General features: G+C 69.4%; 22 protein-coding genes and 3 pseudogenes. 12 read left to right on the forward strand and 13 right to left on the reverse strand.

Features of this window, described 5'->3' with window-relative positions:
* Positions 1 to 130: 130 nt before the first annotated feature.
* A complete protein-coding gene (locus ACZ4SW_RS28915) occupies positions 131 to 1,048 on the reverse strand; it encodes an NADP-dependent oxidoreductase (RefSeq protein ID WP_468251511.1) in 918 nt (305 codons plus the stop codon).
* 1,134 nt (positions 1,049 to 2,182) lie between these two features.
* Here ACZ4SW_RS28915 and ACZ4SW_RS28920 point away from each other — a divergent pair.
* Positions 2,183 to 3,289, forward strand: coding sequence for a ricin-type beta-trefoil lectin domain protein (locus ACZ4SW_RS28920; RefSeq protein WP_468251513.1), 1,107 nt, complete (start codon positions 2,183 to 2,185; stop codon positions 3,287 to 3,289).
* Positions 3,290 to 3,480: 191 nt separating this feature from the next.
* Here ACZ4SW_RS28920 and ACZ4SW_RS28925 read toward each other — a convergent pair.
* Together ACZ4SW_RS28925 and ACZ4SW_RS28930 are read right to left on the reverse strand one after the other, a co-directional pair.
* Positions 3,481 to 3,816 (reverse strand): annotated as a pseudogene (locus ACZ4SW_RS28925) (isocitrate/isopropylmalate family dehydrogenase); the annotation flags it as partial.
* A 232-nt stretch (positions 3,817 to 4,048) separates the two neighbouring features.
* On the reverse strand, positions 4,049 to 4,924 hold the full coding sequence (locus ACZ4SW_RS28930; RefSeq protein ID WP_468251515.1) for an MBL fold metallo-hydrolase: 876 nt from the start codon (positions 4,922 to 4,924) through the stop codon (positions 4,049 to 4,051).
* Between the two features lie 406 nt (positions 4,925 to 5,330).
* On the opposite strand from ACZ4SW_RS28930, the gene ACZ4SW_RS28935 reads away from it, so the two are divergent.
* On the forward strand, positions 5,331 to 5,924 hold the full coding sequence (locus ACZ4SW_RS28935; RefSeq protein WP_468251517.1) for a hypothetical protein: 594 nt from the start codon (positions 5,331 to 5,333) through the stop codon (positions 5,922 to 5,924).
* Positions 5,925 to 6,331: 407 nt separating this feature from the next.
* Positions 6,332 to 6,817 (forward strand): GNAT family N-acetyltransferase, encoded by a 486-nt coding sequence (locus ACZ4SW_RS28940; protein WP_468251519.1) that lies wholly within the window; start codon positions 6,332 to 6,334, stop codon positions 6,815 to 6,817.
* Positions 6,818 to 6,845: 28 nt separating this feature from the next.
* On the opposite strand, the gene ACZ4SW_RS28945 is transcribed toward ACZ4SW_RS28940, so the two are convergent.
* The 3 genes and pseudogenes from ACZ4SW_RS28945 to ACZ4SW_RS28955 all read right to left on the reverse strand — a co-directional run bounded on the left by ACZ4SW_RS28945 (position 6,846) and on the right by ACZ4SW_RS28955 (position 8,581).
* Positions 6,846 to 7,352 (reverse strand): DUF6624 domain-containing protein, encoded by a 507-nt coding sequence (locus ACZ4SW_RS28945; RefSeq protein ID WP_468251521.1) that lies wholly within the window; start codon positions 7,350 to 7,352, stop codon positions 6,846 to 6,848.
* Positions 7,353 to 7,472: 120 nt separating this feature from the next.
* Positions 7,473 to 7,859 (reverse strand): annotated as a pseudogene (locus tag ACZ4SW_RS28950) (transposase); the annotation flags it as partial.
* A gap of 155 nt (positions 7,860 to 8,014) precedes the next feature.
* A complete protein-coding gene (locus ACZ4SW_RS28955) occupies positions 8,015 to 8,581 on the reverse strand; it encodes a TetR/AcrR family transcriptional regulator (RefSeq protein WP_468251523.1) in 567 nt (188 codons plus the stop codon).
* Positions 8,582 to 8,732: 151 nt separating this feature from the next.
* Here ACZ4SW_RS28955 and ACZ4SW_RS28960 point away from each other — a divergent pair, with 151 nt between their 5' ends.
* From ACZ4SW_RS28960 to ACZ4SW_RS28970, 3 genes and pseudogenes are all read left to right on the forward strand, one after another.
* Positions 8,733 to 10,202: an MFS transporter gene (locus ACZ4SW_RS28960; RefSeq protein ID WP_468251525.1), complete on the forward strand. Its 1,470-nt coding sequence runs from the start codon at positions 8,733 to 8,735 to the stop codon at positions 10,200 to 10,202.
* Positions 10,203 to 10,466: 264 nt separating this feature from the next.
* Positions 10,467 to 11,125: pseudogene (locus ACZ4SW_RS28965) on the forward strand (CatB-related O-acetyltransferase).
* Complete coding sequence (locus tag ACZ4SW_RS28970) at positions 11,122 to 12,030, forward strand: Vgb family protein (protein WP_468251527.1); 909 nt, start codon at positions 11,122 to 11,124, stop codon at positions 12,028 to 12,030. Before ACZ4SW_RS28965 ends, ACZ4SW_RS28970 begins: the two are co-directional and overlap by 4 nt.
* Before the next feature lie 173 nt (positions 12,031 to 12,203).
* Here the strand turns inward: ACZ4SW_RS28970 and ACZ4SW_RS28975 are convergent, their stop codons facing one another.
* A complete protein-coding gene (locus ACZ4SW_RS28975) occupies positions 12,204 to 13,109 on the reverse strand; it encodes an oxidoreductase (protein ID WP_468251529.1) in 906 nt (301 codons plus the stop codon).
* Positions 13,110 to 13,301: 192 nt separating this feature from the next.
* On the opposite strand from ACZ4SW_RS28975, the gene ACZ4SW_RS28980 reads away from it, so the two are divergent.
* Positions 13,302 to 14,165 (forward strand): hypothetical protein, encoded by an 864-nt coding sequence (locus ACZ4SW_RS28980; protein WP_468251531.1) that lies wholly within the window; start codon positions 13,302 to 13,304, stop codon positions 14,163 to 14,165.
* Positions 14,166 to 14,377: 212 nt separating this feature from the next.
* Here ACZ4SW_RS28980 and ACZ4SW_RS28985 read toward each other — a convergent pair whose 3' ends face one another.
* On the reverse strand, positions 14,378 to 14,761 hold the full coding sequence (locus tag ACZ4SW_RS28985; protein WP_468251533.1) for a hypothetical protein: 384 nt from the start codon (positions 14,759 to 14,761) through the stop codon (positions 14,378 to 14,380).
* A gap of 2,066 nt (positions 14,762 to 16,827) precedes the next feature.
* Here ACZ4SW_RS28985 and ACZ4SW_RS28990 point away from each other — a divergent pair.
* From ACZ4SW_RS28990 to ACZ4SW_RS29000, 3 genes are read left to right on the forward strand one after another with little or no spacing between them, the layout of a single operon-like run.
* A complete protein-coding gene (locus ACZ4SW_RS28990; RefSeq protein ID WP_468251535.1) occupies positions 16,828 to 17,859 on the forward strand; it encodes an HAD family hydrolase in 1,032 nt (343 codons plus the stop codon).
* On the forward strand, positions 17,856 to 19,031 hold the full coding sequence (locus ACZ4SW_RS28995; RefSeq protein ID WP_468251537.1) for a hypothetical protein: 1,176 nt from the start codon (positions 17,856 to 17,858) through the stop codon (positions 19,029 to 19,031). Before ACZ4SW_RS28990 ends, ACZ4SW_RS28995 begins: the two co-directional genes overlap by 4 nt.
* Positions 19,028 to 20,806 carry an ABC transporter ATP-binding protein gene (locus ACZ4SW_RS29000; RefSeq protein WP_468251539.1) on the forward strand — a complete coding sequence of 593 codons (1,779 nt, stop codon included), beginning with the start codon at positions 19,028 to 19,030 and terminating at the stop codon, positions 20,804 to 20,806. Before ACZ4SW_RS28995 ends, ACZ4SW_RS29000 begins: the two co-directional genes overlap by 4 nt.
* 9 nt (positions 20,807 to 20,815) lie before the next feature.
* Here ACZ4SW_RS29000 and ACZ4SW_RS29005 read toward each other — a convergent pair whose 3' ends face one another.
* The 5 genes from ACZ4SW_RS29005 to ACZ4SW_RS29025 all read right to left on the reverse strand — a co-directional run bounded on the left by ACZ4SW_RS29005 (position 20,816) and on the right by ACZ4SW_RS29025 (position 24,108).
* A complete protein-coding gene (locus ACZ4SW_RS29005) occupies positions 20,816 to 21,445 on the reverse strand; it encodes a TMEM175 family protein (RefSeq protein WP_468251541.1) in 630 nt (209 codons plus the stop codon).
* Positions 21,442 to 21,897: a group II truncated hemoglobin gene (locus ACZ4SW_RS29010; RefSeq protein ID WP_468251543.1), complete on the reverse strand. Its 456-nt coding sequence runs from the start codon at positions 21,895 to 21,897 to the stop codon at positions 21,442 to 21,444. The genes ACZ4SW_RS29005 and ACZ4SW_RS29010 overlap by 4 nt, the downstream gene beginning before the upstream one ends.
* Positions 21,894 to 22,232, reverse strand: coding sequence for a putative quinol monooxygenase (locus ACZ4SW_RS29015; protein ID WP_468251545.1), 339 nt, complete (start codon positions 22,230 to 22,232; stop codon positions 21,894 to 21,896). The genes ACZ4SW_RS29010 and ACZ4SW_RS29015 overlap by 4 nt, the downstream gene beginning before the upstream one ends.
* 398 nt (positions 22,233 to 22,630) lie before the next feature.
* The gene (locus ACZ4SW_RS29020; RefSeq protein WP_468251547.1) at positions 22,631 to 23,455 is read right to left on the reverse strand and encodes an alpha/beta fold hydrolase; all 825 of its coding nucleotides are present in this window, start codon (positions 23,453 to 23,455) and stop codon (positions 22,631 to 22,633) included.
* Positions 23,456 to 23,484: 29 nt separating this feature from the next.
* A complete protein-coding gene (locus ACZ4SW_RS29025) occupies positions 23,485 to 24,108 on the reverse strand; it encodes a TetR/AcrR family transcriptional regulator (RefSeq protein ID WP_468251549.1) in 624 nt (207 codons plus the stop codon).
* 123 nt (positions 24,109 to 24,231) lie between these two features.
* Between ACZ4SW_RS29025 and ACZ4SW_RS29030 the strand changes: the two genes are divergently transcribed.
* Both ACZ4SW_RS29030 and ACZ4SW_RS29035 read left to right on the forward strand, forming a co-directional pair.
* Positions 24,232 to 24,903, forward strand: a complete 672-nt coding sequence (locus ACZ4SW_RS29030) for a DUF998 domain-containing protein (RefSeq protein ID WP_468251551.1) — start codon at positions 24,232 to 24,234, stop codon at positions 24,901 to 24,903.
* Between the two features lie 69 nt (positions 24,904 to 24,972).
* Positions 24,973 to 25,185 carry a DUF4287 domain-containing protein gene (locus ACZ4SW_RS29035; RefSeq protein WP_468251553.1) on the forward strand — a complete coding sequence of 71 codons (213 nt, stop codon included), beginning with the start codon at positions 24,973 to 24,975 and terminating at the stop codon, positions 25,183 to 25,185.
* Position 25,186 lies beyond the last annotated feature (1 nt).

A 25,186-nucleotide genomic window follows, 5' to 3' on the forward strand; every position in this document is an offset into this window, starting at 1 on the left:
TCGCGGCGTCCGGTGCGGTACATCGCAAGGCGGAGCATCGCCCGCGTACTGGATGTACTCGGGTGATGCGACAACGCGGCGAGGTGCCGTGCCGGACGCCGCGAGCCGGTGAACCTTTCCGGTCACAGCACTAGGGCCGGAGCACGATCTTGCCGTGGGTGTGCCGCTGTTCCAGCTCGCGGAAGGCGTCTCGCACCTGCTCCAGCGGGTAGGTGCGGGCGATCGGCACCTCCAACTGCCCGCGTGCGGCAAGCCGGGCCAGCTCGCCGAGTACGACCGCGCTCGCCGCCGCGCCTTCTCCGTAGGTCCGCGCGCCGACCTTGGCCGCCGCCTGCCAGTCGCAGATCGTGTTGATGCGCTCGGGCCGCACGCCCAGCTCCACTGCGAGTGCCACGTAGCCGTCGCCGAAGGTGTCGATGAACGCGTCGACCCTGCCGCCGGACGCCTGACGGATCCGCTCGACCACACCTGGCCCGTACTCGACCGGGAGGACACCGTGATCCTTCAACCAGGCGTGGTTCCGCCCGCTCGCCAGCCCGATCACCGTGGCGCCGCGCCGCCGCGCGAGCTGCACGGCGAGCGACCCGACTCCGCCCGCCGCACCGGAGACGACGACCGTGTCGTCCGGGCCGGGGTCCACTGCGAACACGGTGGCGTAGGCGGTCGTGCCGGCCACGTACAGCGCCCCGGCCACATCCCAGGCCAGCCCCGCCGGACGGAAGACCAGATTCACGTCGTCGACCACGACGAACTGCGCATGGCTGGCCCGCCTATGGGTGAAACCCAATACCTCATCACCCACCGCGAAGCCCCGGACGTGCGGGCCGGCCTCCACCACGACGCCGGCCAGATCGCTGCCCTGCCCGGAGGGAAACACCGCCGGCCAGCGTTCGTGCAGCGCGCCCGTGCGGATGTGCGCCTCGCCGGGCTGGATCCCGGCTGCACGGACCTCGACCAGCACCTGCCCTGGACCGGGCACCGGCCGCTCCACCTCTTCCACCCGCAGCACTTCGATCCCGCCGTACTCGTGAAACCGCACCGCCTGCATTACGTGATCACCGCGCTTTCTCGTTCGGACAAGGCTCGGCCGGCCGCGCGCCGGAGGGCCGACGCCGACCGTGCCACCGCGTTCAAAGATCAAGCGCGGACCGGTATTCCCAACAGCACTGCGACGGCGATGCCGGCCGCGCCCAGGAGCCGCCTGTGGCCCGACTCGCCGCGCAACACGCACCCCGGGACATGGACGGAGGGTGACGGCGAAGGTGGTCGTACGTGGGGAATTCTCAACGGCCGCCGACAAGGGAAACCGCGGGCCGTCCGGGCGATGGAGCTGGTGCCCAATCCGGCCCTGGCCACCGCGATCCGCTGCGCAGTCGGCAACGGCGTCGAGTGGGCCGGCCCCCCGAAGGGCTTCCCGCCGTATCGGCGGGTGCACGCCGTCACCCGCCCGCTGGCAGGTGACGGGCTTGCTCGCCAAGCTCCACGCCCGGCTGCGTGACAACGTGCGCCACAAGGAGTGCCGGACGGTGGGCCCGACGGCGGCGATCGAGGACTCGCAGCGCCCGGGGTCCGCGGCGAAGACCCCCGCCCGACTTCCGGCTGGGACGCCGGGAAGAAGTTGGAAACTGCAACCGGCACGTGGTGGTGGCCCGCCGACGACACCACCGGGCGCGTGGTGCTGCCGCGCAGGTGGGTGGGGGACAGTGTGCTGATCCAGCACGAGGGGGAGCCGACCCTGGCCCGGGCACGATGGGCGGGTCGAGCACCAGCCATCAGACATGGGATGTTCATGGGTGGTGCCGGAGAGGGGGAGAGTGTCCAACACGCCTAGTGGAAGGGGAGCTAGGACGAAACGGCGCAGAATTCGCCCCTGGGCCGCCCTTCCCAAATTTCTATCATTCATGGGATGTCCCAGGCGGGGATCAGCGTGATATCTGTACGAGTGCGTTTGTGGGGCCGGTTCTGGCCGACCCGATCGGTACGGGAGGGCCGGGGCAGACGGGACGCCGGACAAGCTCGGTGTTGTCAACGCTCACAGCGCAAGGGGCCCCGACCCGCGCCGTTCTGCCAGTACGTCAGGCGGCCGCCGACGCCGACGGGACGGCACGACGGCCGGGCTGCTGACACGAACGGCGGTCAGCCCCCGTTGACGCAGCACTCACTCGCAGAAGAGGACGCGTGCATGAGAAGGTCTTGGATATTACCCCTGGTCACGCTTGTCACTGCCGCGCTTGCGGTGACGGCGACAGGTGTCACCCCTGCTTCCGCCGCCTCAGACACGCCCCTGCGGGTCATGCCGTTGGGCGACTCGATCACCTGGGGTATGGGAAGCAGCAACGGCAACGGCTATCGGGGGCCGTTGTGGAACGAGCTTGCGGCGGACGGCCATCCGCTGGACTTCGTCGGCACGGTGCGGAACGGCTCGATGTCCGACCCCGACAACGAAGGCCACCCCGGGTACCACATCGACGAGATCGCCGCACTCGCCGACGCCTCGCTGACCCGCTACCGGCCCAACGTCGTGACGCTGCATATCGGCACCAACGACCTCATAGGGGCCTCCGGGGCCGACGCCGCCATCGCCGGGCTGAAGTCGCTGGTCAACCAGATCACCGCCGACGTCCCCGACGCAACCGTCCTCGTCGCCTCCCTGATCGTGTCCGACAACAGCTCGGAGGAGCAGCACCGGGGCACGTACAACCAGGCCATCCCCCGAATCGTCAGCGACGCACAGGCCGCGGGCAAACACGTCGCATACGTCGACATGAGCAGCCTGACCACGGCCGACCTGTCCGACCCCCTGCATCCCAACGACGCGGGCTACCAGAAGATGGCCGACGCCTTCCACCGCGGCATTAAGGCCGCGGACAGCGCCGGATGGCTGAAGAACCCCGCCCCCGCACCCGCGCCCGTACAGTCCGGGATCACCGGCAAGTGCCTGGATGTCAACGGCGCCGGCACCGCCGACGGGACCGCCGTCCAGATCTGGGGCTGCCACGGCGGCGCCAACCAGGTCTGGTCCGCCTACACGGACGGCACCCTGCGCTCCCTGGGCAAGTGCCTCGACGCCGCCGGCGGGGGCACCGCCAATGGCACCAAGGTGCAGATATGGGCCTGCCACGGCAGTCCCAACCAGGTCTGGCAGCCCTACAACGGCGGCTACCGCAACCCCGTCTCCGGCCGCTGCCTCGACGATCCGGGCTTCTCCACGGCCGACGGAACGCAGCTCCAGCTGTGGGACTGCAACGGCGGCTCCAACCAGCAGTGGACCACTCTGACCGCCGGATGACCCCCGCTTCCGGGACAGGAGCCCTTTCCGGGCTCCTGTCCCGGAAGAACATCGGTGGCGGGCACCGGCGGGTGCGACGCCCGCCGTGGCCGGGGTAGTGGCCCGGTCGCCTGACGGCGACACCCTGCAGGCGGCCCTCGCTGAACAGCAGACCGACACCTCCTCCACCTCCCGGGAGTGGCGGATCGACGCCTCGCCGCGAGCGCGTCGATCTGCTCCTGGTCCCAGCTGACCTTTGGGAAGGCGGCGGCCCGTTCGGTGACGAGCCGGTCCCAGAGCGGCACGGTGTGCACGATGCCGTTCGACTTCGTCGCGGACGTCTGCCGGCCCTTGCGCTTCCCGGCCGGCTTGAGCGCGTGGTCCAGCACACGCGTGACACCGGCCCGGGTGAACACGGCTTCCTGTACGGCCATCTCGTCCGGGAACCCGCTGTTGAGCCGCCCGCCGACCTGGCTGTACTCGCCTTCCACGTTCTCCCGGACGACGACGAAGTCCACCTCACCGGGGCGCGCGCCCCGCACTGGGCTTCCCCTGTGCTTGTCCACCGGCCAGGAAAAGATTGCCCATCCAGGTCCGGGTGACCGTTCTTCCGTGACGTCTTACGGGCTGCCCCCGATCAATCGCGGGGCAGCCCGTAAGCCTTCTGTCTTCAGCAGGCGCAACCGCTCACGAAAGCAACAACGAGAAGTCGGCCGAAGCCGCGCAGTGGGCGCTGCGCGCAATCCCCGGCAACCCGCCGGTCCCGGTGCCGTGACCAGGTCACCCGTCGAGGCGGAATGCCGTGCCGTCGCGTCGCACATGCCCGCCCGTCGGGTGGGTGAAGTGGCTGCCGAGCAGCAGCGCGCCGGTGTCCGCTACGGAAGCGAGCAGGGCGGCGCGGGTGCGGGCTGCCATGGCCGGATCGGTGTCGGCGGTGCAGCCGATGTCGGGCCGGGCGAGTTGCACGGGGTGGTGCAGGCAGTCGGCCGTGATCAGCGCCGAGCTTCCGGCGCTGTCGATGCGCACCGTCAACTGGCCGGGCGTGTGGCCGGGCGCGGGAAGCAGCCGCAGTCCGGCGGCCACCTCGACACCGTCGTCCGGCACGTCCACCAGGTCGAGCAGGCCCGCGTCGCGCACCGGGTGGACGGAGTCGACGAGGAGTTGGCGCCGGTCGGCCGGCAGGTCGGCACCGTCCCAGTACGCGTACTCCGTGCGAGCCGTCAGGTAGCGGGCGTTGGGGAAAGTGGGGCGCCATGTGTCGTTGTCGAGCCGGGTGTTCCAGCCGACGTGGTCCATGTGGAGGTGGGTGTTGATCACCAGGTCGACGCTCTCGGGCGGGAATCCGGCGGCCGTCAGCCGGTCGGGGAACGGTGTCGCGAGGTGGTCCCAGGCCGGGTTGGGGCGCGTCTTGTCGTTGCCGACGCCCGTGTCGACCAGGATGCGCTGTCCGTCCACCTCGATGGCGAAGGTGTGCACTGACGCGATCAGTTCCCCCTCGTCGTCGACGCTGGACGGTGGCAGCCAGGGCACCTCGGCGACCACGGCGGGTGTGGCGTCGGGGAGCAGCATGTGCGCGAGGCCGGTCACCTGGATCTCGTCCACCCGGTGGACGGTCGTCCGACCGATCTGCCACCGGACTGCGGGGTGTGTCTGCATGCTCCGAGGCTACGGCCGAGTTCGGGACCATCCCCGCAGGCGCGTTGAGCTGAAGGAAAGCTGAGCGGGGCTGTGCTCGGGACTGCTCGTCTCTGTCGTGGTGGCGGAGGAGGGGGAGCGGATGCGTGTCGAGGAGCTCGAAGCCGAGCTCGCCGAGTTGCCCGGGAGACTGGATCTGGCGCGGGAGACTACGCCAAGGGCATCTCCGAACCGCGCCAGTCCCATCCCATCGCCGCTGCAGTGGGCACGATCCGGCACGGACAAGGGAGGGCCGGAATGGGCGGCGTGGCCGCGGCCGGGGATCAGGGCGCGCGCTCAGTCGGCTGCGGGTCGGCGGGACCACCGCGCCCGTGCCGCCGTCACTGCGGCGCCGACGCCAGGCGGGAGACGTAGAAGGAGCCATCCCATGCTGGTCCATGAGACCGCGTTCACCATCGAGGTCGGAGAAGGCGGCTATCTCATCGGCTTCACCGAGCACGACGACTACCCCGCCGAGATGCCCTACGGCTGGCGGTGCGGCCCTGCCGGTCCTTCCAGCGCCGTCGTCCTCACCACCACCGACACCGGCCCCCTCCACATGACCATCCAGGTCCACGACGCCCCGCCGGCACCGGACACCGACAACGGATGGGAGGCGGCGGAGGAAATGAGCCTGCTCGCTGAAACTCCCGAGCTCTGCCTCGAGATTCTCGAACCCGGTGACATCCTGGACGCATGGCCGGAGGGGGAACCGTCTCTCCAGGTCCCGTCTGCCCCCGACGGCGGCGACTGGGTGCGGATGCGCCTGTACTGCCACGTCGACGATCCCGAACCCGGCATCGGCGACCACGGAGAGCGCCACCTGGTCCAACTCTGGCGCGCACCCCGGATGCCCCCGGTCCATCCCGGTATCACCGAGGCGGACCGCCGGGCGCGTGCCGAGTACGCCGCGGACAGGGCCAGGCCCGTCGAGGAGTACACCACCACGTACACGCACACGTACTACGGTGACCAAGAGTGACGCAGGACGTGCCGCCGCAGCAGGTCAGACGGCATCGGACGTCAGAGGCTTTCCGTAGACCCAGGTCAGGCAGGGACCAGCCTGGAACAGTCCGTGGTCTGCGGTGTCATCCAGCCCGTAGGCCCCGGGCCCGTCCAGTCCGCGGTCACCGTCGTGACCCGGCCGGCGGACCGGCTGATTCTCGCCCTCGCGGCCGTCCACGCCGCCCGCCCCGGTGCGAGACCGCGATCCGCTACGCGGACTCCGCGCGGGCGCTGCCGGCACAGACTGCTGAGCTCTCGACGTCGCCCCCGGAAAACAACTTGGCCCGGCTTGAGGGGCCTTGGACAATGACGACCATGCGGATTCGACAGGCGTGGCCTGATGACGCTTCAGCGGTTGCTGGTGTCTACGTGCGCTCCTGACGGGTGGCCTTCGCCGGTCTTGTTCCGCAGCACCACCTCGACGCCATGGACCCAGCCCTTGAAGAGTCCGAGTGGAAGACACGTATCGCGGAGACACGCTGGCCGTCATCGGGGGTACTCGTAGCCGAAACCGAAGCGGGAATCATCGGATTCACAGGTTTCGGCCCGTGTCAGGAGACCCCTGCCATCGCAGAAATCGGCACGCTCAACGCGCTACCTGAGGTCTGGGGCACCGGCATCGGGAAGCAGTTGATGCTGGCCACGTTGACGACGCTCGGACAGGCCGAGTACACGCAAGCCACCCTGTGGGTCCTGGAAGACAATGAGCGTGCCCGGCGCTTCTACGAAGCAGCCGGCTGGCGCCCAGACGGCGCAGCCGTGGAGGACACCACCGGCGGGGCCTCTCTCAACAAGTTGCGCTACCGCCGTCCTCTTGGCTGGGGCCTGTCCGGCGGATCATTGCCCGCGGCAGGTGAGTCCGGGCAGTGATCCACCGGACGCGACCGGGAAGGGGGCGTCAGGCCATAGAGAACTGGGCGACGTACTCGTCGAAGGGCTCGATGCCGACTTCCGCACGAAGTTCGTCCATGCGCTCGGGCTCTTCACAGGGCCACGGAACCGGCGCGCCGTCCTTCACGCCGGCGATCTGAGTTCCGTAGACCTGCTTGCGGCCCTCATTGACCAGCGTGCGGTCGCGCAGGAAGGCCAGCTCGCGCGGGCTGGCCGAGCCTGCCGACACCGCCTGCTGCATCAGATGGAGAGCGCGACGCTGAACGTCGAGCTGCCGGTCGGCGTGCTGAGCGATGAGCCACGCCGCGCGTGCGGCCTCCTCGCCGACCAGTTCCGCCGTCGGCCAGCCGTACTCGTCCATGATCTCGTTGAGCCGGTCACCGTGCCGGGCGGTCAGCCGCCGCCAGGCCAGCTGCTCGGCGGGGTCGTCGCTGTTCGCGCGGACCGCCAACTGGTGATCGGCCGCAGCCATGTCCGTGAGTTCCGCTGTCAGCGCGGCAACGTCGTGCGCCACTCTCAACTCCCAGGTGAGATGCGTGCTTTGTGTCCGCCCGCAAGCCTAAAGGTGCACAACGGATGTAAAGATCATTCCGGAGAACGGTGACAGGCGCCTTCCCGCACCGGGATAATGGATCTACCCCCAAAGCCAGAGCCGGACCGCTGCAACGGTCACGGTGCCCTGGAAGACGTAGACACGCTTGTCGAACCTCGTGGCAACGTCTCGGAAGTTCTTGAGGGCGTTGATCGTGCCCTCGACTTCGTTTCTGCGCTTGTAGATCGTTTTGTCGAAGCCGGTGGGCCGTCCGCCCTTGCTGCCGCGGCGTTGGCGGTTGGCCTGCTGGTTCTTCGGCTCGGGGATAGTGTGCTTGATCTGCCGTCTGCGCAGGTATCGGCGGTTACCCCGTGAGGAATAGGCCTTGTCGCCGCCGAGGGGGTCAGGCCGGGTGCGGGGGCGTCGTCCGCCGCTGAGCCGGCCGACGCGGATGCGTTCCATGACGGGGATGAGCTGCGGGGCGTCGCCCAATCCGCGGCGACGGCCCGCCGACCGACGGATCCAGCCAAGCCCCGTGAGCCGGCCAAGGGCCGGATTCCCGAGCTGGCCGGGTGCGTGTCGGCAAGCACCTCGCGGAGCGCTGCCACCGCGTCCGAGGGCTGATCGTGGCGTCCGGGTTGGGGTCACAGCAGTCGGTCGACCAGCCCGTCGATGTAGTCGGGGGTGAGCGGAACCATGCCGAACAGGACGCGGATGTACATCGGGGCCAGGATGTGGTCCAACACGTCGTACGCGTCGGGTGCGTGCTCGCCACGGTCTCGGGCGCGATCGAGCAAGGACTGCAGTTGTCGGGTGCGTTCGGCGCGGAGGGCTGCACCGGCCTGCAGGCCTTGCTGTCCGCTGCTGGACAGGGCGACGGCCAGGTGCAGTACCGCCGGGCCGTCGGGTCCGGTGATCTCGCGGGCGACTTGGGCCGCGTAAGTGCGCAGGTCGCCGGCGAGGCTCCCGGTGTCGGGCATCGGCGACTGCGCGTTGAGGCGGGTGAGCGCGACGTCGGTGAGCAGGTTTTCCAGGTTGCCCCACCGGCGGTAGATGCTGCTGTCGGCTACGCCTGCGCGGGCTGCGACGTCGCCGACGGTGAAGTTGCCGTAGCCGCGCTCACTGATCAGGTCGGTGACGGCCTGGTGCACCTGTGCGCCGACGCGGGCGCTGCGCCCGCCGGGCCGCCGGGCTCGCTGTCGCTCGTTCATGCATCTCACCTTAACGCAGTCGCTACTTGCGTTTGTGACGCGATCCTCCCTATAGTCGCCTAACGCAGTCGTCGACTGCTTTAAGGTGCTCAGGTGTATCGCCATCGGCGTCGACCGCGACCGGGCGCAACCAACGATTGAGGGGGATCCCATGGCTCCATCGCATGTGACCGCAGGCGGTCGATCAGACCGGGCCGTGCTGCTCACGGTGACCTGTCTGGGCCAATTCATGGTCCTGCTCGACAACACGATCGTTGGAGCGGCACTGCCCGATATGCAGCACCGGCTGCACGCTCAGCTGACCGGACTGCAATGGATCGTCGACGCGTACGTACTGCTGGTCGCCATGCTGCTGCTGTCCGGCGGTGTCTTCGCCGACCGGTTCGGCCGCAAGCGGGTGTACCTGGCCGGCGTGGCGGTGTTCACCGCCGCGTCGCTGCTGTGCAGCCTCGCGCCCTCGCTCGGCTGGCTGGTCGCCGGTCGGGTGCTGCAGGGCATCGGGGCCGCGGCGCTGAGCCCTGCCTCGCTCGCCCTGCTCGCCGCCGCCTATCCCGTGCCGCAAGAACGAATCAAGGCGATCGGGCTGTGGGCCGGATTCAGCGGAATCGGTCTGGCCGCAGGCCCCGTGGCCGGCGGCGTGCTGGCACAAGCCTTCGGCTGGCCCGCCATCTTCCTGGTCAATCTGCCCATCGGCGTGGTCCTGCTGCTGGTCGGCCTGCGCCACCTCGGCGAGTCCCGCAACCCGAGTGCCCCCGCGATCGACATTCCGGGCACGGTGCTGTCCGTTCTGGCGGTGGGGGTACTGACCTACGGGCTGATCGAGGGGGGTGCTCGCGGCTGGACCTCACCGGTCATCCTGGGCAGCTTCGCCGCCGCGGTGATCCTCCTCGCCGCCTTCGTCGCCGTCGAAGCGCGTCGTTCCGCTCCGATGCTGCCGCTGCGGCTGTTCGGGCAGCGGCTGTTCACCGTGTCCAACACCGCGATGGTCGTGGTGGGGTTCGCGCTCATGGGATCGTCGTTCTTCTTCTCCCAGTTCTTCGTGTACGTCCAGGGCAGCTCGATCCTGCGCGCCGGCCTGCAGACGCTCCCCGTCTCCCTCGCCATGGTGATCGTCAGTCCGTACGCGGGCCGGCTCGCCGCCCGGCACGGCTTCCGAATCGTGGTCACCACCGGCCTGGCCCTGGCCGGCCTGGGACTGCTGGCGCTCGGCATGGTGCACGCCGACACCGGCTACGGGAACGTGTGGTGGCGACTGGGACTCGCCGGCACGGGCTTCGCCCTGACCATGTCCCCGCTGACAGGCGCCGCCATCCAAGCAGTCAGCCCGCAAGAAGGCGGCCTCGCATCAGGCATCAGCAGCACGACCCGGCAGATCGGCGCGGTGCTCGGCGTGGCGGTACTCGGAGCCGTCGTCCGGACCCGGCAATCCGGCGGCGCCTCCTTCGAGAGCGGCCTCGACAGCGCCTTCCTCGCTGCCGGCGCCATCACTTCGGCCACCGCCGTGTTCACCGGCCTGTGGCTGGCGAGGTCCAAGCCCGCGGAAGGCTCCGCGGCGCCGCGTCGTTCCACTGATCCAGGTGCGGTCACCACCTCGAACGAGGCAGCCGCGAACAGCCGTTGACACTAACAACCGCCTTGGCCGGGAGAAGCGGCTGCGCGCCGAGGGCGTCGACATCACCATGCCGCTGCCGAGGCCCTCTGGGCGAACGCTCCTTCCAGGTCACCGACCCCACCCGCGTGATCGTCCAGTTCATCGAGCGGGTCACCCCGCCCAGCCCCGAGAACACCTGAAGCTCCACCGGGCCAGGGTGATCCGGCCCTGGCCCGGCGACGCCCCGCCAGGGCCGTGTGCGACATCCCGCAACCACGCCAAGGACCCCCGACCTTGTCCCCTGACCCGACCACGGTGCACCCGCTGCCCGCTCAGGACCGCGTGGTGTTCCTCAATCCGCTGGTCACCTCACCGAACATCACCGTGGGGGAGTACACCTACCACGACGACCCGGATGGCGCCACGGACTTCCAGCACCGCAACGTCCTCTACGCCTACGGGCCGGAGCTCCTCACCATCGGCAAGTACTGCGCTCGATCGCCTCCGAAACCACCTTCCTGATGGCCGGTGCCGAGCACCCGACGATGGGCGTCTCGACGTACCCGTTCACCATGTTCGGCGGCCGGTGGGCGGAGCAGACGCCGGACATCGTCACCGCCATGCCCAGCCGCGGTGACACAGTCGTCGGCAACGACGTCTGGTTCGGGTACCGGGCGACCGTCATGCCCGGCGTACGGATCGGCGACGGCGCCATCATCGCGGCCGGCGCCGTAGTCACCGCCGACGTCCCGCCCTACACGATCGTCGGCGGCAACCCGGCCAAACCGATCCGGCAGCGCTTCGACGACGAAGACGTCAAGCGGCTGCTGCGAGCGGCCTGGTGGGACTGGCCCGCCGACCTGGTCACCGAACACGCCCGTACCATCATGGCCGGAACTCCGGCCGACATCGCGCGCATCGCCACCGAGCACGGACAGGGGAAGTCCCTTTGAACCACGCGCCCCAGATATCCATCGAAGAGCACACAGTGGCCGACCACGGGGCCGGACCCTACGCCCTCACCACGGGACCGGACGGCGCACTGTGGTTCACCCTCGTCCACAGCGGCCGGATCGGCCGCCTCGTCCCGGGAGAGGAGCCGACGAGCCACCGGCTCGACCCCGACAGCGGGCCGACCCTCATCACCCCCGGCCCGGACGGCGCGCTGTGGTTCACCGAGTACCGAGCGGACCGGATCGGGCGCATCACCACCGACGGCGTGATCGACGAGTTCGGCGTGCCCGGCACCGGCTGCGGGCCGTTCGGTATCGCGGCGGGACCCGACGGCGCGCTGTGGTTCACCGAGACCGCCGCCGACCGCATCGGCCGCATCACCGTCGAAGGTCACCTCACCCAGTTTCCGCTGCCCGTCACCGGCGCGTTTCCCTCGGCAATCACCGCCGGTCGCGACGGCGGCATGTGGTTCACACTCAACCAGGCCAACGCCATCGGGCGGATCGGCATGGACGGTGCGGTCACTCTCCACCCCCTGCCGACCGAGGCGGCGGCGCCGGTCGGAATCGCCGCAGGCCACGACGGAGCGCTCTGGTTCGTCGAGATCGCCGCCGGTCAGATCGGCCGGGTCACTCCCGACGGGCGGATCGCCGAGTTCCCGTTGCCCGACCGCGCCGCCCGACCACACGCCGTCACCGTCGACGGACAGGGCACCGCGTGGTTCACCGAATGGGGCCGCAACCGGGTCGGCACGATCACCCCCGACGGCTCCGTCACCGTCCATGACCTGCCCACCCCCCGCTCCGAACCGCACGGCATCACCGTCGGCCCCGACGGCGCCCTGTGGACCGCGCTGGAGATCGGCTCACTCGCCCGCATCGCCCCGCCGGACGGCACCGCCTGAACAAACCACTCCCACACCGTCAGCAGTAGCCGCCAGTACGGCGGCCGGAGAGGAAGCCCCCCGAAATACGCATTCGTGATCATTCCTGAATGCGACGCGACCAGGGACACTCCTCGCCCCACTCGATCCGGTTCTCAAGAGATCGGGGGAAGTTCACCGTCGCGGGGGGAGGCTCAGGCGGTGCTCTCGTCCGGCTTGTCGAGGAGGGCCAACTCCTCCTCGGTCAGGCGCAGGGCTCCTGCTGCGATGTTCTCGGCGAGGTGCGCCGGGTTTGTGGTGCCGGGAATGGCCAGCACGTGTGGACCGCGGTGGAGGGTCCAGGCGAGCCGTATCTGGGCCGGCGTCGCATTGTGGGCGCGGGCGACGGAGCGGACGCGCGCGTCGTGCTCCGGGCCTGCGGCTGCCTCGCGCCGCAGGCCCGAGACCGCGAAGAACGGGACGAAGGCGATGCCCTGCTCCCCGCACAGGTCCACCAGCCCACTCTCGTCGGCGCGGCGCCAGTCCAGGCCGTAGGAGTTCTGCACGCAGACCACGGGCGCGATCGTTTGGGCCTCGACCACGTGCTCCGGCAGGACAGCGGAGAGCCCGAGATGCCGGACCAGGCCGGCATCGCGTAGTTCGGCGAGGGCGCCGAAGTGCTCGGCGATCGAGGCTGTGCGGGAACCGCCGGCGCGCAGGTTCACCACGTCCAGGCAGTCACGGCCGAGCTGGCGCAGGTTCTCCTCGACCTGGCCACGCAGCTGATCGGGGCGGACCGCGTAGAGCCACTCGCCGGAGGGATCGCGTGCCGGGCCGACCTTGGTCGCCACGACCACGTCGCCGTGCCAGGACGAGAGGGCGCGGTTGATGATTTCGTTTGCGGACCGCAGTGGTGAGAAGTAGAAGGCGGCCGTGTCGATGTGGTTGACCCCCTGCTTGAACGCACTGTGCAGCAGGTCGACGGCGGCATCGCGGTCGATCGGCGTGGCGTCGGAGTTGCCCATCATGCCGTTGCCCGTCAGCCGCATCGCGCCGTAGCCGATGCGATTCACCTCCAGGTCCCCGAGCTTCCAGGTCCCTGCTGCCGCCACTGCGCTCACCGTGCTCCTCCGCCCCTCGGCTTCGTCAGGTCCTGGAGTATGGGGCCGTCTCGGTGTGCTGCGACAGGTCAACGGGCTGGGCGAAACATCACGTCCCTATCGGGAACCAAGCATCAGCTCAAAGCCGTTGGGCTTGACGAGGAAGCGCTGGGCAGGACGAAGTTTCAGACCTTCTGCTGCTGTCCTGCTGAGGTGGCGGACGAGGGGGTTGCGGTCGGCGCGGTGCCGGACAAGACGATCACCACCCCGGCGGTCGACGGCCTTTGCAAGACTGTGCTGCGAAGGTCCGGCTCATGGGGCATCGGAGGCGGCTCTGGAGGGGATACGGTGCGGTCTCGCCGACTCATCGTGCGGGCTGGAGCGACAGCCCTGCTGCTCGCTGCTGTCATCGCCGCCTTCGCCATGCCAGACGTGGGGATGTGGGTTCTGGCAGCGGTCCTCGCCGGGCTTGCGTCCACTCTCAGCGGGCTTGTGACCCGCGGCGCCGACAAAGTCATTGCCAGCGGCCGTAATGCGCTGTTCGCTCCGAAACCATCAGCCCCTGTCACCGTGAAGGTCACACAGGCCGCTTTTTTGAGAGGGCACATCGGTCCACTACCCGAATCCTCCGCAGCACGTTCGGGCTCCCGCAACTGGGTACATCTGTCAGACACGACTGTGCACCTGTTGGTCGAGGCCACTGTTGATCGCGCCGTGATCCTCCGTGAGTTACGCGTGCGAGTGGATTCACGGTCAGCTCCACCCGACATCGGCTCGATCGTGCCACCACCACTGCCGCAACCTATGGCGCCGCAGAGATTGCGCACGTTCGAGGTGGATCTGAGCGAACCGACGCCCGTGCCGAGGCCGGCCGCCGACGTACCTGACTTCCCGTACACCATCTCGCATCTTGACCCCGAACGGTTCATCCTTCACTCGACCCTTGATACGCCAGAAGACGTCACATGGCGTGTCGAGGTGCACTGGTTGTGCAACGGGCAGTCAGGAGTCCTGGTCGCGGACCTGGAAGGAGAACCCTTCCGGCTCGTCGGCACCCTTCGTCGTCCCCCACGATGAGCGCCGCAGAGCGACCGTGGGTGACTCTCCGTTCTTCGCTGATTTCCCACGCACCCAGATTCTTCGAAGCGGCCGCCAGCAGTTCTCGAAGTCCTGGGATGCGGTCGTTCGCTTCTTTCTCGTCAGGTGTCGACGGCCGGAATGCCTCTAGAAGAGTAGCCCAGTGAGGTTTTCTCAGAGGCTGAGCAGGTCTTGTGACTGTGGCCGACCGGCTACGGGGCTGCCTCGCGGAAGAGGGCCAGGAGGGCGTGCGCTTGCGGGGCGCCCGCGTCGAAGAACTGCGTCTCCAGTGCGGGTGGCACGGCGGTTCCCTGCATGCGGACTTCATGGCAGCTGAAGCAGAACGCCGCCTCGAACAGCGCCAGGTCGAGAGTGTCCGCGTACGCCCGGACGCTCCAGCCCGGCGAGAAGCCGCAGCGGTGCTGCTCGCTGCCGGGCAAGCTCTCGATCAAGGTCAGGACGCCGGCTGCCTCGCTCCCGATCCAGTGGGCACCCGCCCTGCCGGGATACGGGGCGCCCCGCTTTGTCGGGAGTTCGGAGATCCTTACGACCTCCAGCAACACAGCGGTGGCTACGGCTTCGGCGGGGAGCTGCATGTTCGTAGTCTGCCCGCGCCCAGCACCGGGGCGGTGCACCTGCCCCTGTTGCGCATCCGCCAGGAGAGCGAAAGACGGAGCCGTCACATCCAGGCGTTTGAGCAGGCCTATCGCCACCTCTCCCTCTGTAAACCAGTATGTCCGTGCTCCTGTTCATGTCCACCGGAAGCGGGAGCAGCCGGGAGTCTGCCCGTTTGGAGCCGGCGTGCGGGCTGCTGCACCAGTAACCGTGAAGGTGTCCCGCCCACGGCGACCACTGGCCATATTCCGCGCGCCCTGCGCGAACCTCGCGCCCTACGATCACCCGGTACAGCTGTCGGAGTGGGCGGGAAAGCTTGAGGACATCGAGGATGCGCTGCGGCAGCGATGCGGCTGGCGGCAGGTGCGCCGCCGCGGAGCACGCTTGATGTCGCAGACCCCGGTGACTGGCTAGCGCTGGACGCAGGAGTCCGTGAGGCGGCCTGGTACCGCGCGCAGTTCCTGCCGGCACTGCCGCCCGCCGTCCTGACTCAGCTCGGCGAGTCTCGGCTCGCACTCGCCGCAGGAGACGCTTCTATGGACCTGGCAGCACCTCGCGGCGCTCGACTCCGAGCGCGGTCCCGCCTGGGCGTGGCCGTGTACGGCAAGCGTGCGGAGCAGTTCGTCGTCCGCGTGGAAAATGGTTCCCCCATCTGCGACACGATAATCGTTGCATACTGCGCAAATCTCAAAAGTCACACAAAAGGTGCTCACGCATTGAACCGTGCGATCCCCGGCATTCGTGGAACCCGATAGGGACTGATCCCCGGGATCCCCCTCCCGTCCCACAAGGAGTGAGCCGAGATGACCGAGTGGATTCCGCCGCCGTTCCGGGCCTCCCGCCCCGTGCGGCCCATGCGCACGCGGCACGACCTCATGCTGCGGCTCCACGACGCGCTCCGCGGAGACGGCGGATTCGCCGCCCGCGGCCTGTCGGGCCGGCCCCCTTGTCGTCACGCCGGCGGCTACGCCGTCGCAACCGACGCGTCGGCATCCAGCTACCGGCGCACGCCACGTCCGTCGTGCTCAGCTATGGCGTCGGCGTGCCGCTCAGTCGGCCCCCCATCCGGGCCGTCCGCGCACGGGAGCGGTGTGGCCGTGCGGGCCTGGAGCCATGGAAGTCATCGCCCCCGGTCACGGCCGGAACACCGACCGGATCACCGCCTTCCTCCTCTGCCGGTTCCGGCAGTGCCTCGAGCGCCCCGGCGATGCCCTGCATGAGCGTGCAGGCAAGCTCTCCGGCCGCAAGGGTACCGGTGACCGGGACCGCGGTGGCGACCCGGAACTTCGCGTTCCCGCCGACCGGCCTGAAGGCCAAGACGGGTGCGACGGTGACCTGGGCCCACAAGGACACCGGCCCCCATACCGTAACCGGTTCCGAATCGGGTGGGCCCTTGCACCCAGCGCCACGGGCGACCGGCGCCACCTACCGTTACGCGTTCACCGAAACCAGCGCCTATGCTTGCTTTTGCACTATTCCTCCCTTCATGGCCGCGACCGTGGAGGTGACCTCATGAAGCAACGCCGGGACAGGCACGGCGAGTCGCCGGGCGCCGCACTCGATCAGTCAGCGCAACGTGGCGTGACGAAGCGTCAAGTCATCAGGCGCACCGGGCAACGTCACCTTCTACGCCGCCACCACCGCGCACTCTCGCCGGGAGCGGCTACGTCCACGCCCGGCTCCACCTGGGCGGGTATCGCTGCATCCACGTCGTCGGCGCCCTGGTCCTGCTCCAGGCGAGCGCCACCTTCGTGGTCGCCGCCCTGATGCTGTTCGCGGCGCCGGTGCTGCGCGGGCCACGGCTGCCGGTGTGCCGTTCGGTGCTCTCGCCGGGTTCGCGGCCTCCCGCACGATCGGTGTGTTCGGGTTCACCGAACACGGTCTGCAGCCCGCCCCCAGGCCTGCTTCGCGTTGGAGTCCGGAACCGTGCTGCTTGTTGCAGTCCGGCAGGCAGCCACGACGGCCCGTCGTCCCAGAGTCCCAACGTCCCGTAGATCCAGCGAAGGGCCCCTCGCCCGTCGAGACTGAGGGCCTGTCAGGAGTACCCATGAAAGAGCTGTTCACCGCGAAGTGGAGCCACGTCACGCGCACAGTGCCCGATGCGGGGCAGTGCCGACTCGGCGTACCGTCCGTGCCGCAACGCCTCGGCGACCTGGTGGTGACTCAGGTCACCAAGGTCGGGGCCCACGAGCATCTGGAGGACGCACACGGCCGCAGACTGAAGCTCCACAGGGGCGACCTACTGGTGGGCGCTTGCGGCAACCGCTATGCAACCGACGTCTACGAGGGCTACCACCGGCACGGCCCGAAGGCGCACCTGCTCACCGCGGGCGGGGTGATCGGCGTCGCCGTCTCCTGGCACACCGGCTGCCCGCCGCCGACCGAGCTCGATGTCCTCGGACCACTGACGGATGGCCACGGGCGTCCCTTGTCACTGGAGCACTTCGCACGGCCGCGGCCGCCGTCCAAGCCGCAGTCGCAGCCGCCCCCGCAACCGCCGACGGTAGCGGTCGTCGGCTCGTCGATGAACTCGGGGAAGACCACCACAGCGGCCGGGTTGATCAGCGGTTGGACGCGCGCAGGCCTGGTCGCCGGAGCGGCGAAGGTCACCGGCTCCGGCAGTGGCAAGGACCGCTGGGCCTACATCGACGCCGGTGCCCGGCATGTCGTGGACTTTCTGGACTTCGGGATGTCCTCCACCTTCGGCTATCCGCCCGAACGGCTGCTGAGGACCATGGGGGCGATGCGGGACGCGCTCGGCCGCGACGGTGCCGAAGCGATCGTGCTGGAGATCGCCGACGGCCTGCTGCAGGAGGAGTCGCGCCGACTGGTCGGTCAACTCCCGGCCATCTGCCGTGGGGCGGTACTCGCGGTGGGTGATGCGCTCGCCGCACGCGCCGGGGTCGACCTGCTTGACGCGGTCGCGGTGCCGGTGCTGGCGGTCAGCGGGCTGATCACGGCAAGCCCGCTGGCGTCCCGGGAGGCGGCGGCCGCCACCGGTCTGCCGGTGCTCTCGCCCGGCCGGCTGGCCGACGGCGCGGCTGTGGACCTGCTCGCCGAGAGGATACCCGCGACATGATGAGGGTCACCGCCTATCTGACGGGTCACCATATCGATTCGGACCGTCCTGCCGGACCGGGACAGCTGGCCGAAGTCGATCTCGACGCCACCGTGGCCGGACCGGCCGAGCTGAGGTTGGCCGGACTGACGGTACGGGACGAGCGCGGCGGCGACCTGTTCCGTGCTGCTGGTGAGCACGCGTACCTCTTCGACCCGGCGGCGGGCGGCGGTCCGCTTGCCGGACCGGAGGACCAGTACCAGGCCCGCGGCTTCGGGGTGACCAACACTGCGTACCACGCCGCTCGCGTCCTGAACCTCGCCGCGCGGCTGCTCGACCGGCCGCTGCCGCACCTGGTGATCCGGATCGGCCCGCACTCCGTACCGGGCCGGGGCTGGGGCGGAGGGCACTACCGGCTCCCCGGCAAGGCATCACCGCCGGAGCCCGACCCGCCGGCCCGGTCGGGCGAGATCCATCTGGGCACCGGTCGCAGCTTCATCGAGCGTTCAGATCCCGGGTGCTCCCGCTACTTCCACGCGCCCGCCCACAACCCGGCGATCATCTGCCACGAGGTCGGCCACCACATCTGCCACCACACCGCCGACTTCCGGGCGAACCGGCTGCGCTCGCCGCTCGACCAGCACAACGGCAAGGTCGCCCTCGACGAGGGTACGGCTGATTTCCTCACCGCCGTCCTCCTCGGCACCCCTGACATCTACGGCTGGCACCGCGGCCACATCCCACCGTGGGACCCGCGTCGCCGACGGCTCGATGCTCGCTGGACCACCGCCTGCCTGTGCCCGGGCAGCGGCCGGGCACACACCAACGGCACCGTATGGGGGTCCGCCTTGTGGACCGCGCACGAGCGCGTACGACAAGCCGGCGGTACCGGCATCGTCGGCACCCTGCTCACCGCGATGACCCGATTCGGAAGCCGCGGCGCCGATGTGGCCGAGGAAGAGCAACGGCGGAACCGATTCTCCGAGTTGCTGCGCGAGCTGCTCGTCGCCGATCCGGCCATCGCCCCGGTCGTTGCCGGCGCGATGGCCGACCACGGCATCCTCCCCTACGGCCGCAACCGGGAGCTGCGGTGGCACATGCAGGCCCGAGCCGGATCACCGGACGCGCAGACCCCGGCGCACGGGACGTCGGAAGCCGGACAGTGGCCGGGGACGGCGGCGGTCCGGCCGTGACCGGCACCAGGGGCGCACGGCGCGCGGAACAGCGACAGGTCCTGTGGCGGTTCCGCGGCTACGGCCTGCCGTACCTGGGCACGCTCTGCCTCGGCCTGGGCCTGCGGATCTGCGAGATGGCCGCCGACCTCGCCGCGCCGTGGCCGATCGCGGCCGTGGTCGACCGGGTCCTCGGCATGGCCTCTGCGCACAACCCGCTCGCCCACCTGATCGGCATCTTCGGCGCCGGAAAAGCGACGATGCTCGCCACCGCGGCCGGGGCGGTCATACTGATCGCCGCCGTCTCCGGCGTATTCGACTACGTCGGCGACCGAGTGATGAACGGCGTCGGCGAACGAATGAGCGTGGCGATCCGCACGGACGCCTACGGGCATCTGCAGCGGCTACCGATGAGCTATCACGACCGGCAGGCCGTTGGCGAGTCGACCAGCCGGATCATCACCGACTGTGCCCGCATCAAGGACAGCCTCGTCGCCCTGTTCGCGACGCTCCTCCCCGCCATGCTCTCGGTCGGCAGCTTCGCCATCGCACTCCTGTGGCTGGACTGGCGGTTCGGCCTGATCGGCATCGGCTGTATCCCGCTCGTCTACGTGATCGGGGCACGCAACCGCAGGCTCGGCCACCAGACGGCACGCCGTGAACGCGAGGCCGAGGGCCGGCTTGCCGCACAGGTCACCGAGACCCTGCACGGCATTCGCACGGTGCACTCCTTCGGCCGCCAGGATCTGCACGACCACCACTTCGCGGTGGAGAGCGAGAGTGCGCTACAGGCCGGGCTGGCAACGACCCGGGTACAGGCGCTCCGGGTGCCATTGCTGGAGCTGGCGACAGCCGGCGGCACCGCGCTGCTGGTGTGGATCGGCGGAACGGGGGTGCTGAACCACTGGTGGAGCGTCGGCCAGCTGGTGGTCGCGATCAGCTACCTCAACAGCATGGTCTCGCCGATCAAGTCGCTCTCCCGTCTGTCCGTCACCTTCGCCCAGGGTCAGGCCTCCGGTGAGCGCATCCTGGCCATCCTGGACGAGCCGCGCAGCCCGGCGCGGAGCGAGGCCGGGCTGCCCGTTCGAACGGCCGGGCGGATCGACTTCCGGCGTGTGTCGATGGCCTACGGGCCCCGGCAGGCGCTGCGCGACCTGGACCTGACCGTCCTTCCCGGCGAACGCGTCGCGCTGACCGGCCCGAACGGCGCCGGCAAATCCACCTCACTCGCTCTGATCGCGGGCCTGTATCCGCCCACCCTCGGTTCGGTGGCGATCGACGGCCGTGCGACCACCGAACTCCCGGAGTCGTGGCTGCACCGGCAGGTCTCGGTCGTACTCCAGGACACCTACCTGTTCCCCGGCACGCTGGCCGAGAACATCCGCTACGGGCGACCGGACGCTGACGACGCCGATGTGGCCATGGCGGCCCGGGCCGCGCTCGTCACCGACTTCGCGCAGCACCTTCCGGACGGTCTCGCCACCCGGATCGGTGACCGCGGGACCGGCCTGTCGGGTGGCCAGCGCCAGCGGGTGGGGATCGCCCGCGCGCTGCTTGCCGACGCGCCCATAGTCCTGCTGGACGAACCGACGTCCGGCCTCGACGCGGACGCCGAGCGGCTGGTGATCGGTGCCCTGCGGCGGCTGGTCGTCGGCCGCACGGTGGTCATGACCACGCACCGCCCTGCACTGCTGGCCTTGGCGACCCGAACCGTCCGGCTCACTGCGACGCCGCCCACGTCAGGAGGTCGGGATCAGGTACCGCGCCGGACGGCCATCCGCACTTTACTGATGTAGCGTCCGTTGTCACCCGGGCTTCGCCGGCGGGTGGAGCCGCTCTCGGCTGGGCACGGCCAGGTGATTGAACGCGTAGTACACGGCCATCAGTCCGTGTACGGCGAGCATGGCCGTCGGCGAAACCAGGGCCAGGGCGACGGTCACCGGATACGCCACCCCGCCGAGGCTGAACCGGATCCGGGTGGCACGCGCCGCCTCCCGGTCAATCTCCGGACGCAGGAGGTGACCGCGGTGGGTGACGTACCACCAGATAGCCGCGTAGCACACGGCGTGCACCACCATCACGCCGCTGTAGATCACCCCGGCCACCCGAGCGTCGTCGGTGTCCCGCAGGTGCTCGGCGAGCAGCGCCGTCGGCCAGGGCAGCACCGCCACCACCATCAGCAGTAGCAGGTTGAGGAAAACCAGCGTCCGGTCGACCCGGGCCAAGTGGCCGAAGAGCGCGTGATGGTTGACCCACATCACCCCGATGACCAGGAAGCTGACCACGTAGGCGGCGTAGGACGGCCACTGGTGGGTGAGCGCCTTGGTCAGTTCGTGGCCGTGCGAGGAGGGAACGTGGATCTCCAGGACGAGCAGGGTGATGGCGATGGCGAAGACGCCGTCGCTGAAAGCCTCGACGCGTCCGGTCTCGCTCACACCAGCCCGTCCCAGCCCCAACGGGGTGTCGGTCCCGGTTGGCCGAGGTCCTGGCCGACTGGGCCGGCCGAGACGTCACGGGCGATCCGGGTGCCCCAGTCGAAGTACTCCAACACCCGGCGGCGCAGCCTCTCGTCGTTGGGGAGTTCCTTGCCGACGGCGTCGGTCATCAGCTCCATCCACCGGGTCCGCTGCTCCTCGGTGATCGACAGGCCGAGGTGGGTCCGGAGCAGGGCCTGGTGGCCGCCGTGTTCGGCGGTGAACTTTGCGGGCCCGCCGAAGACCTCGGCGAGCCAGACGGCAACGTGCTCGATGTGGGCCCGGGTGAAGTCCGCGAAGACCGGGGCGAGCAGCGGGTCCGCGAGCACACCGTCGTAGAAGGTGTTGCTCAGCCGGCGGAGGGCGTTCATGCCGCCCACTGCCTCGTACAGGGTGGCGGCACGTTCAGTCACGGCGTCTGCCCACCCGCCGTGTCCCCGGCGGCCGCGGACACGACCGGTGTCCGGGCGTAGTGCTTCATCTCCTCGATGTCCCCGATGTACGGATGGATGGCGGCGAGGAAGGGTGCAAAGTGCGGGCCGCCGCGGAAGCCCTGTTCGTGGTCCGTCACGGAGGTCCACTCGATCCGCAGGATGTACCGGTCGGGCTCCTCGAGGCCGTGCGAGAGCTCGTACCCGAGGCACTGCGGAGCCATGTCCAGCTGCTCGGCAGCGGTCGCATATGACTTCTCGAACTCGGCTCGGCGTTCCGGATCGCCGATGCGGTACCGGATGTACTCCACGATCACGTCGGTCCTCCGTGGGATCGGTTCTCGGCAATGATTCAGAGATGCCTACCGGGAAAGCGAGGATGTTCGCTCCCAGCACATGAAGCGGAGATCAGGATTCTGCGGATGCGGCCAGGCACCGAGGACGAGGCCGGGGGCGGAGTGGATCCGCCATCCGCCACCTCGGCCGCCGCGAGCACATGAGCGATACCGTCCAGGCCGTCGCCGGACTGCTGTCCCATCAACAGACCCGGGTGCGCAGGTGATGCTCGTACCGCCGGCGTCTGTGGTGGATGCTCCGTGGTCGCCGTTGCGGCAGAACTCGCCGCGGGAATAGCAGTTCCCCGCGTTGCAGACGATGGAGCAGGTGCCCGAAGCACACACTGACCACCGGACATGCCGCTTCTGTGCCCCGGGAGTCAGGCCTGCTTCGCGCTGGGAGGTTCGGCGGTGTCTCGAAGGAACCGTTCAAGCGCCTCTAGCAGGATGCCGGGTTGTTCCAGGTGGAGGTCGTGCCCCGCCCCGGGGACGCTCATGGCCACCGTCTCGGGTCGCTGCTGGAGCATCCTGCCGCACTCCTCCGGAGCTATGATGCCGGATTGGCCGAGCACGGCCAGCGTCGGGCAGGTGATGCTTGCCCACTCGTCCCAGTAGGAACGCTGGGCGTTCTCGGCCAGGGAGTCGACCATCACGTCGCGGTCGAAGCGCGGCCACCATGCGCCGTCACGTTCTTCCAGTCCGGCGGCCCAGCCCTCGCCGACCGGGCCGCCGCCGAGGAACGCCACGGCAGCCTCTCTCGACGGGAACGGGGTTGGCCACGAGTCGAGCCATCTGCCGATCTCGGCGGGCACATCCGGACTCGGCTTGCCGGGTCCGGCCTCGACGAGTACGAGCGCGTGGACGAGGTCGGGATGCGCGGCGGCGGTGAGCATGGCCGTGTGGCCGCCGAGCGATTGGCCGATCAGGACAGGCTGTCGGAGGTCCAGTCGGTCGAGGACCGCGACGACGTCGGCGACGTACGCGGCGCGCGAGCGGTCTTGAGGGTGCCGCTCGCTGGAGCCGTGGCCGCGCTGGTCGACTGCGACGACACGGTATCGGGGGCTCAGGCGCCGGGCGATCGGGTCCCATTCGCCCGCATGGCCGGCCAGTCCGTGCAGCAGGACGACGGGTGGCTGCGACCCGCCCCAGTCGCGACAGGAGATACGCACGCCGTCGCGCACAACGGTGCGCTCGGACCAGGTCATGTGGCCTCTCAAGGGTGTGTCGGCGGCAGTCAGCGGTAGGCGGCGAGGAAGGCCCGCACGCCGGCGGTGGCGTAGTGGTCGAGCTCGGCCTCGGTGTGCTGCGGGCTGCCGTGGAACATGGCCTTGTTCACGGGGATCCACAGCAGCAGGCCGGAGAAGTGGTGGGCGGCCAGGAGCGGTTCGTCGACGTGGAGCAGGCCGTGGTCGGCCAGGCGCTGGAAGGTGGCCGCGAGTGTGGCCAGGACCCGTTCGAAGCCCTGCTCGTACCAGGTGGCGCCCAGTTCGGGGAAGGCGTCCGCGTTCGCGATGACCAGGCGCCGCAGCTGAAGGACCTGGGGCTGGGTGAGTGCGGCCAGGAATTGGCGGGCCAGCTGGAGCAGGTTCTCCTCCAGTGAGTCGGTGTCGGCGGGGATGTCGGCCACCAGGTCGATCATGGATTCGATCCGGTCGGTGGTGGCCAGGACGGTCTCGGCGAACAGCTTCTCCTTGTCGGCGAAGTGCTTGTACACGGTCTGCTTGGACACGGCGGCCAGCTTGGCGATGTCGTCCATGCTCGTGCCGGCGTAACCCTTCGCCATGAACGCCGCTGTCGCGGCCTCCGTGATCGCTTGGTGCTTGCGTGCCGAGCGGCCGCCGGGTTCGTTCGCTTCCAATGCCTTCTCCTCCGAGCCAAGAGTACTGGACAGTCCAGTTCCTCTCCGAGTACTGTACCGTCCAGTTCGTCAGTACTGGACCGTCCAGTTCCGAGGTGTAGCCTCGCCTTAGGGGGATATCGCATGACCCAGGCCATCCGCGCGCCATACCCCGGCCGCGCTGCTTCGACGTCGCTCGCCACCCGCGCGCTGCTCGCCTGCGGGGCGGTGGCCGGCCCGCTGTTCCTGGGGGTGGGGGTGACGGAGGGCCTGACCCGCACCGGCTTCGACTTCACCCGAAACGCCATCAGCCAGCTCAGCCTCGGCTCGCTGGGCTGGATCCAGGTCGCCAGCTTCCTGGTCACCGGTGCGCTGGTCACCGCCGGCGCGGTGGGACTGCGGCGGGCGATCGGCCACACCGCCGGCGGCACCTGGGCGCCGCGCCTGGTCGGCGTCTTCGGCGCGTCCTTCCTGCTCGCCGGGGTGTTCACGGCGGATCCTGGTGCAGGATTCCCGGCCGGTACGCCGGACGGTCCGGCCACACTGAGCGGGCACGGGACGGTCCACATGCTCAGCGGCACGGTGGGCTATCTCGCGCTGTGCGCCACCTTCTTCATGCTGGCCCGGCACTTCACCGCCCACGGCCAGCGCGGCTGGGCCCTGGCCTACCGCCTCGTGCCGGTGGGAGTCATCGCCGGTTTCGCCGGTTCCGCCACCACGGTCGCGGCCTTCACCGCCGCAGCGGGCCTCGGCCTGCTCGCACTCACCGCAGCCATCGTCCGGCTGGCCGGCTCCGCTCCGACCGCCCAGCGGTAGCGGCTCCAGCTTCCGCCCACGAAGCAAGAACCCGAGAACCAAGCACCCAGACAGACAGGATGCCTCGTCATGACCGCACCGGTGAAAGGCCCCGCCAGCTACTTCCCGTCGATTGAGAAGAAGTACGGCCGCCCGATCGAGGAGTGGAAGGAGTTGATCCGCACCTCGCCACTGACCAGGCACATGGAACTCGTTGCGTGGCTCAAGTCCGAGCACGGCCTCGGTCACGGGCACGCCAACGCCCTTGTCGCCCACACCCTCGCCGAGCGCGGCAGCAACTGAA

The organism is Streptomyces sp. NPDC028331 (genome assembly GCF_055565775.1).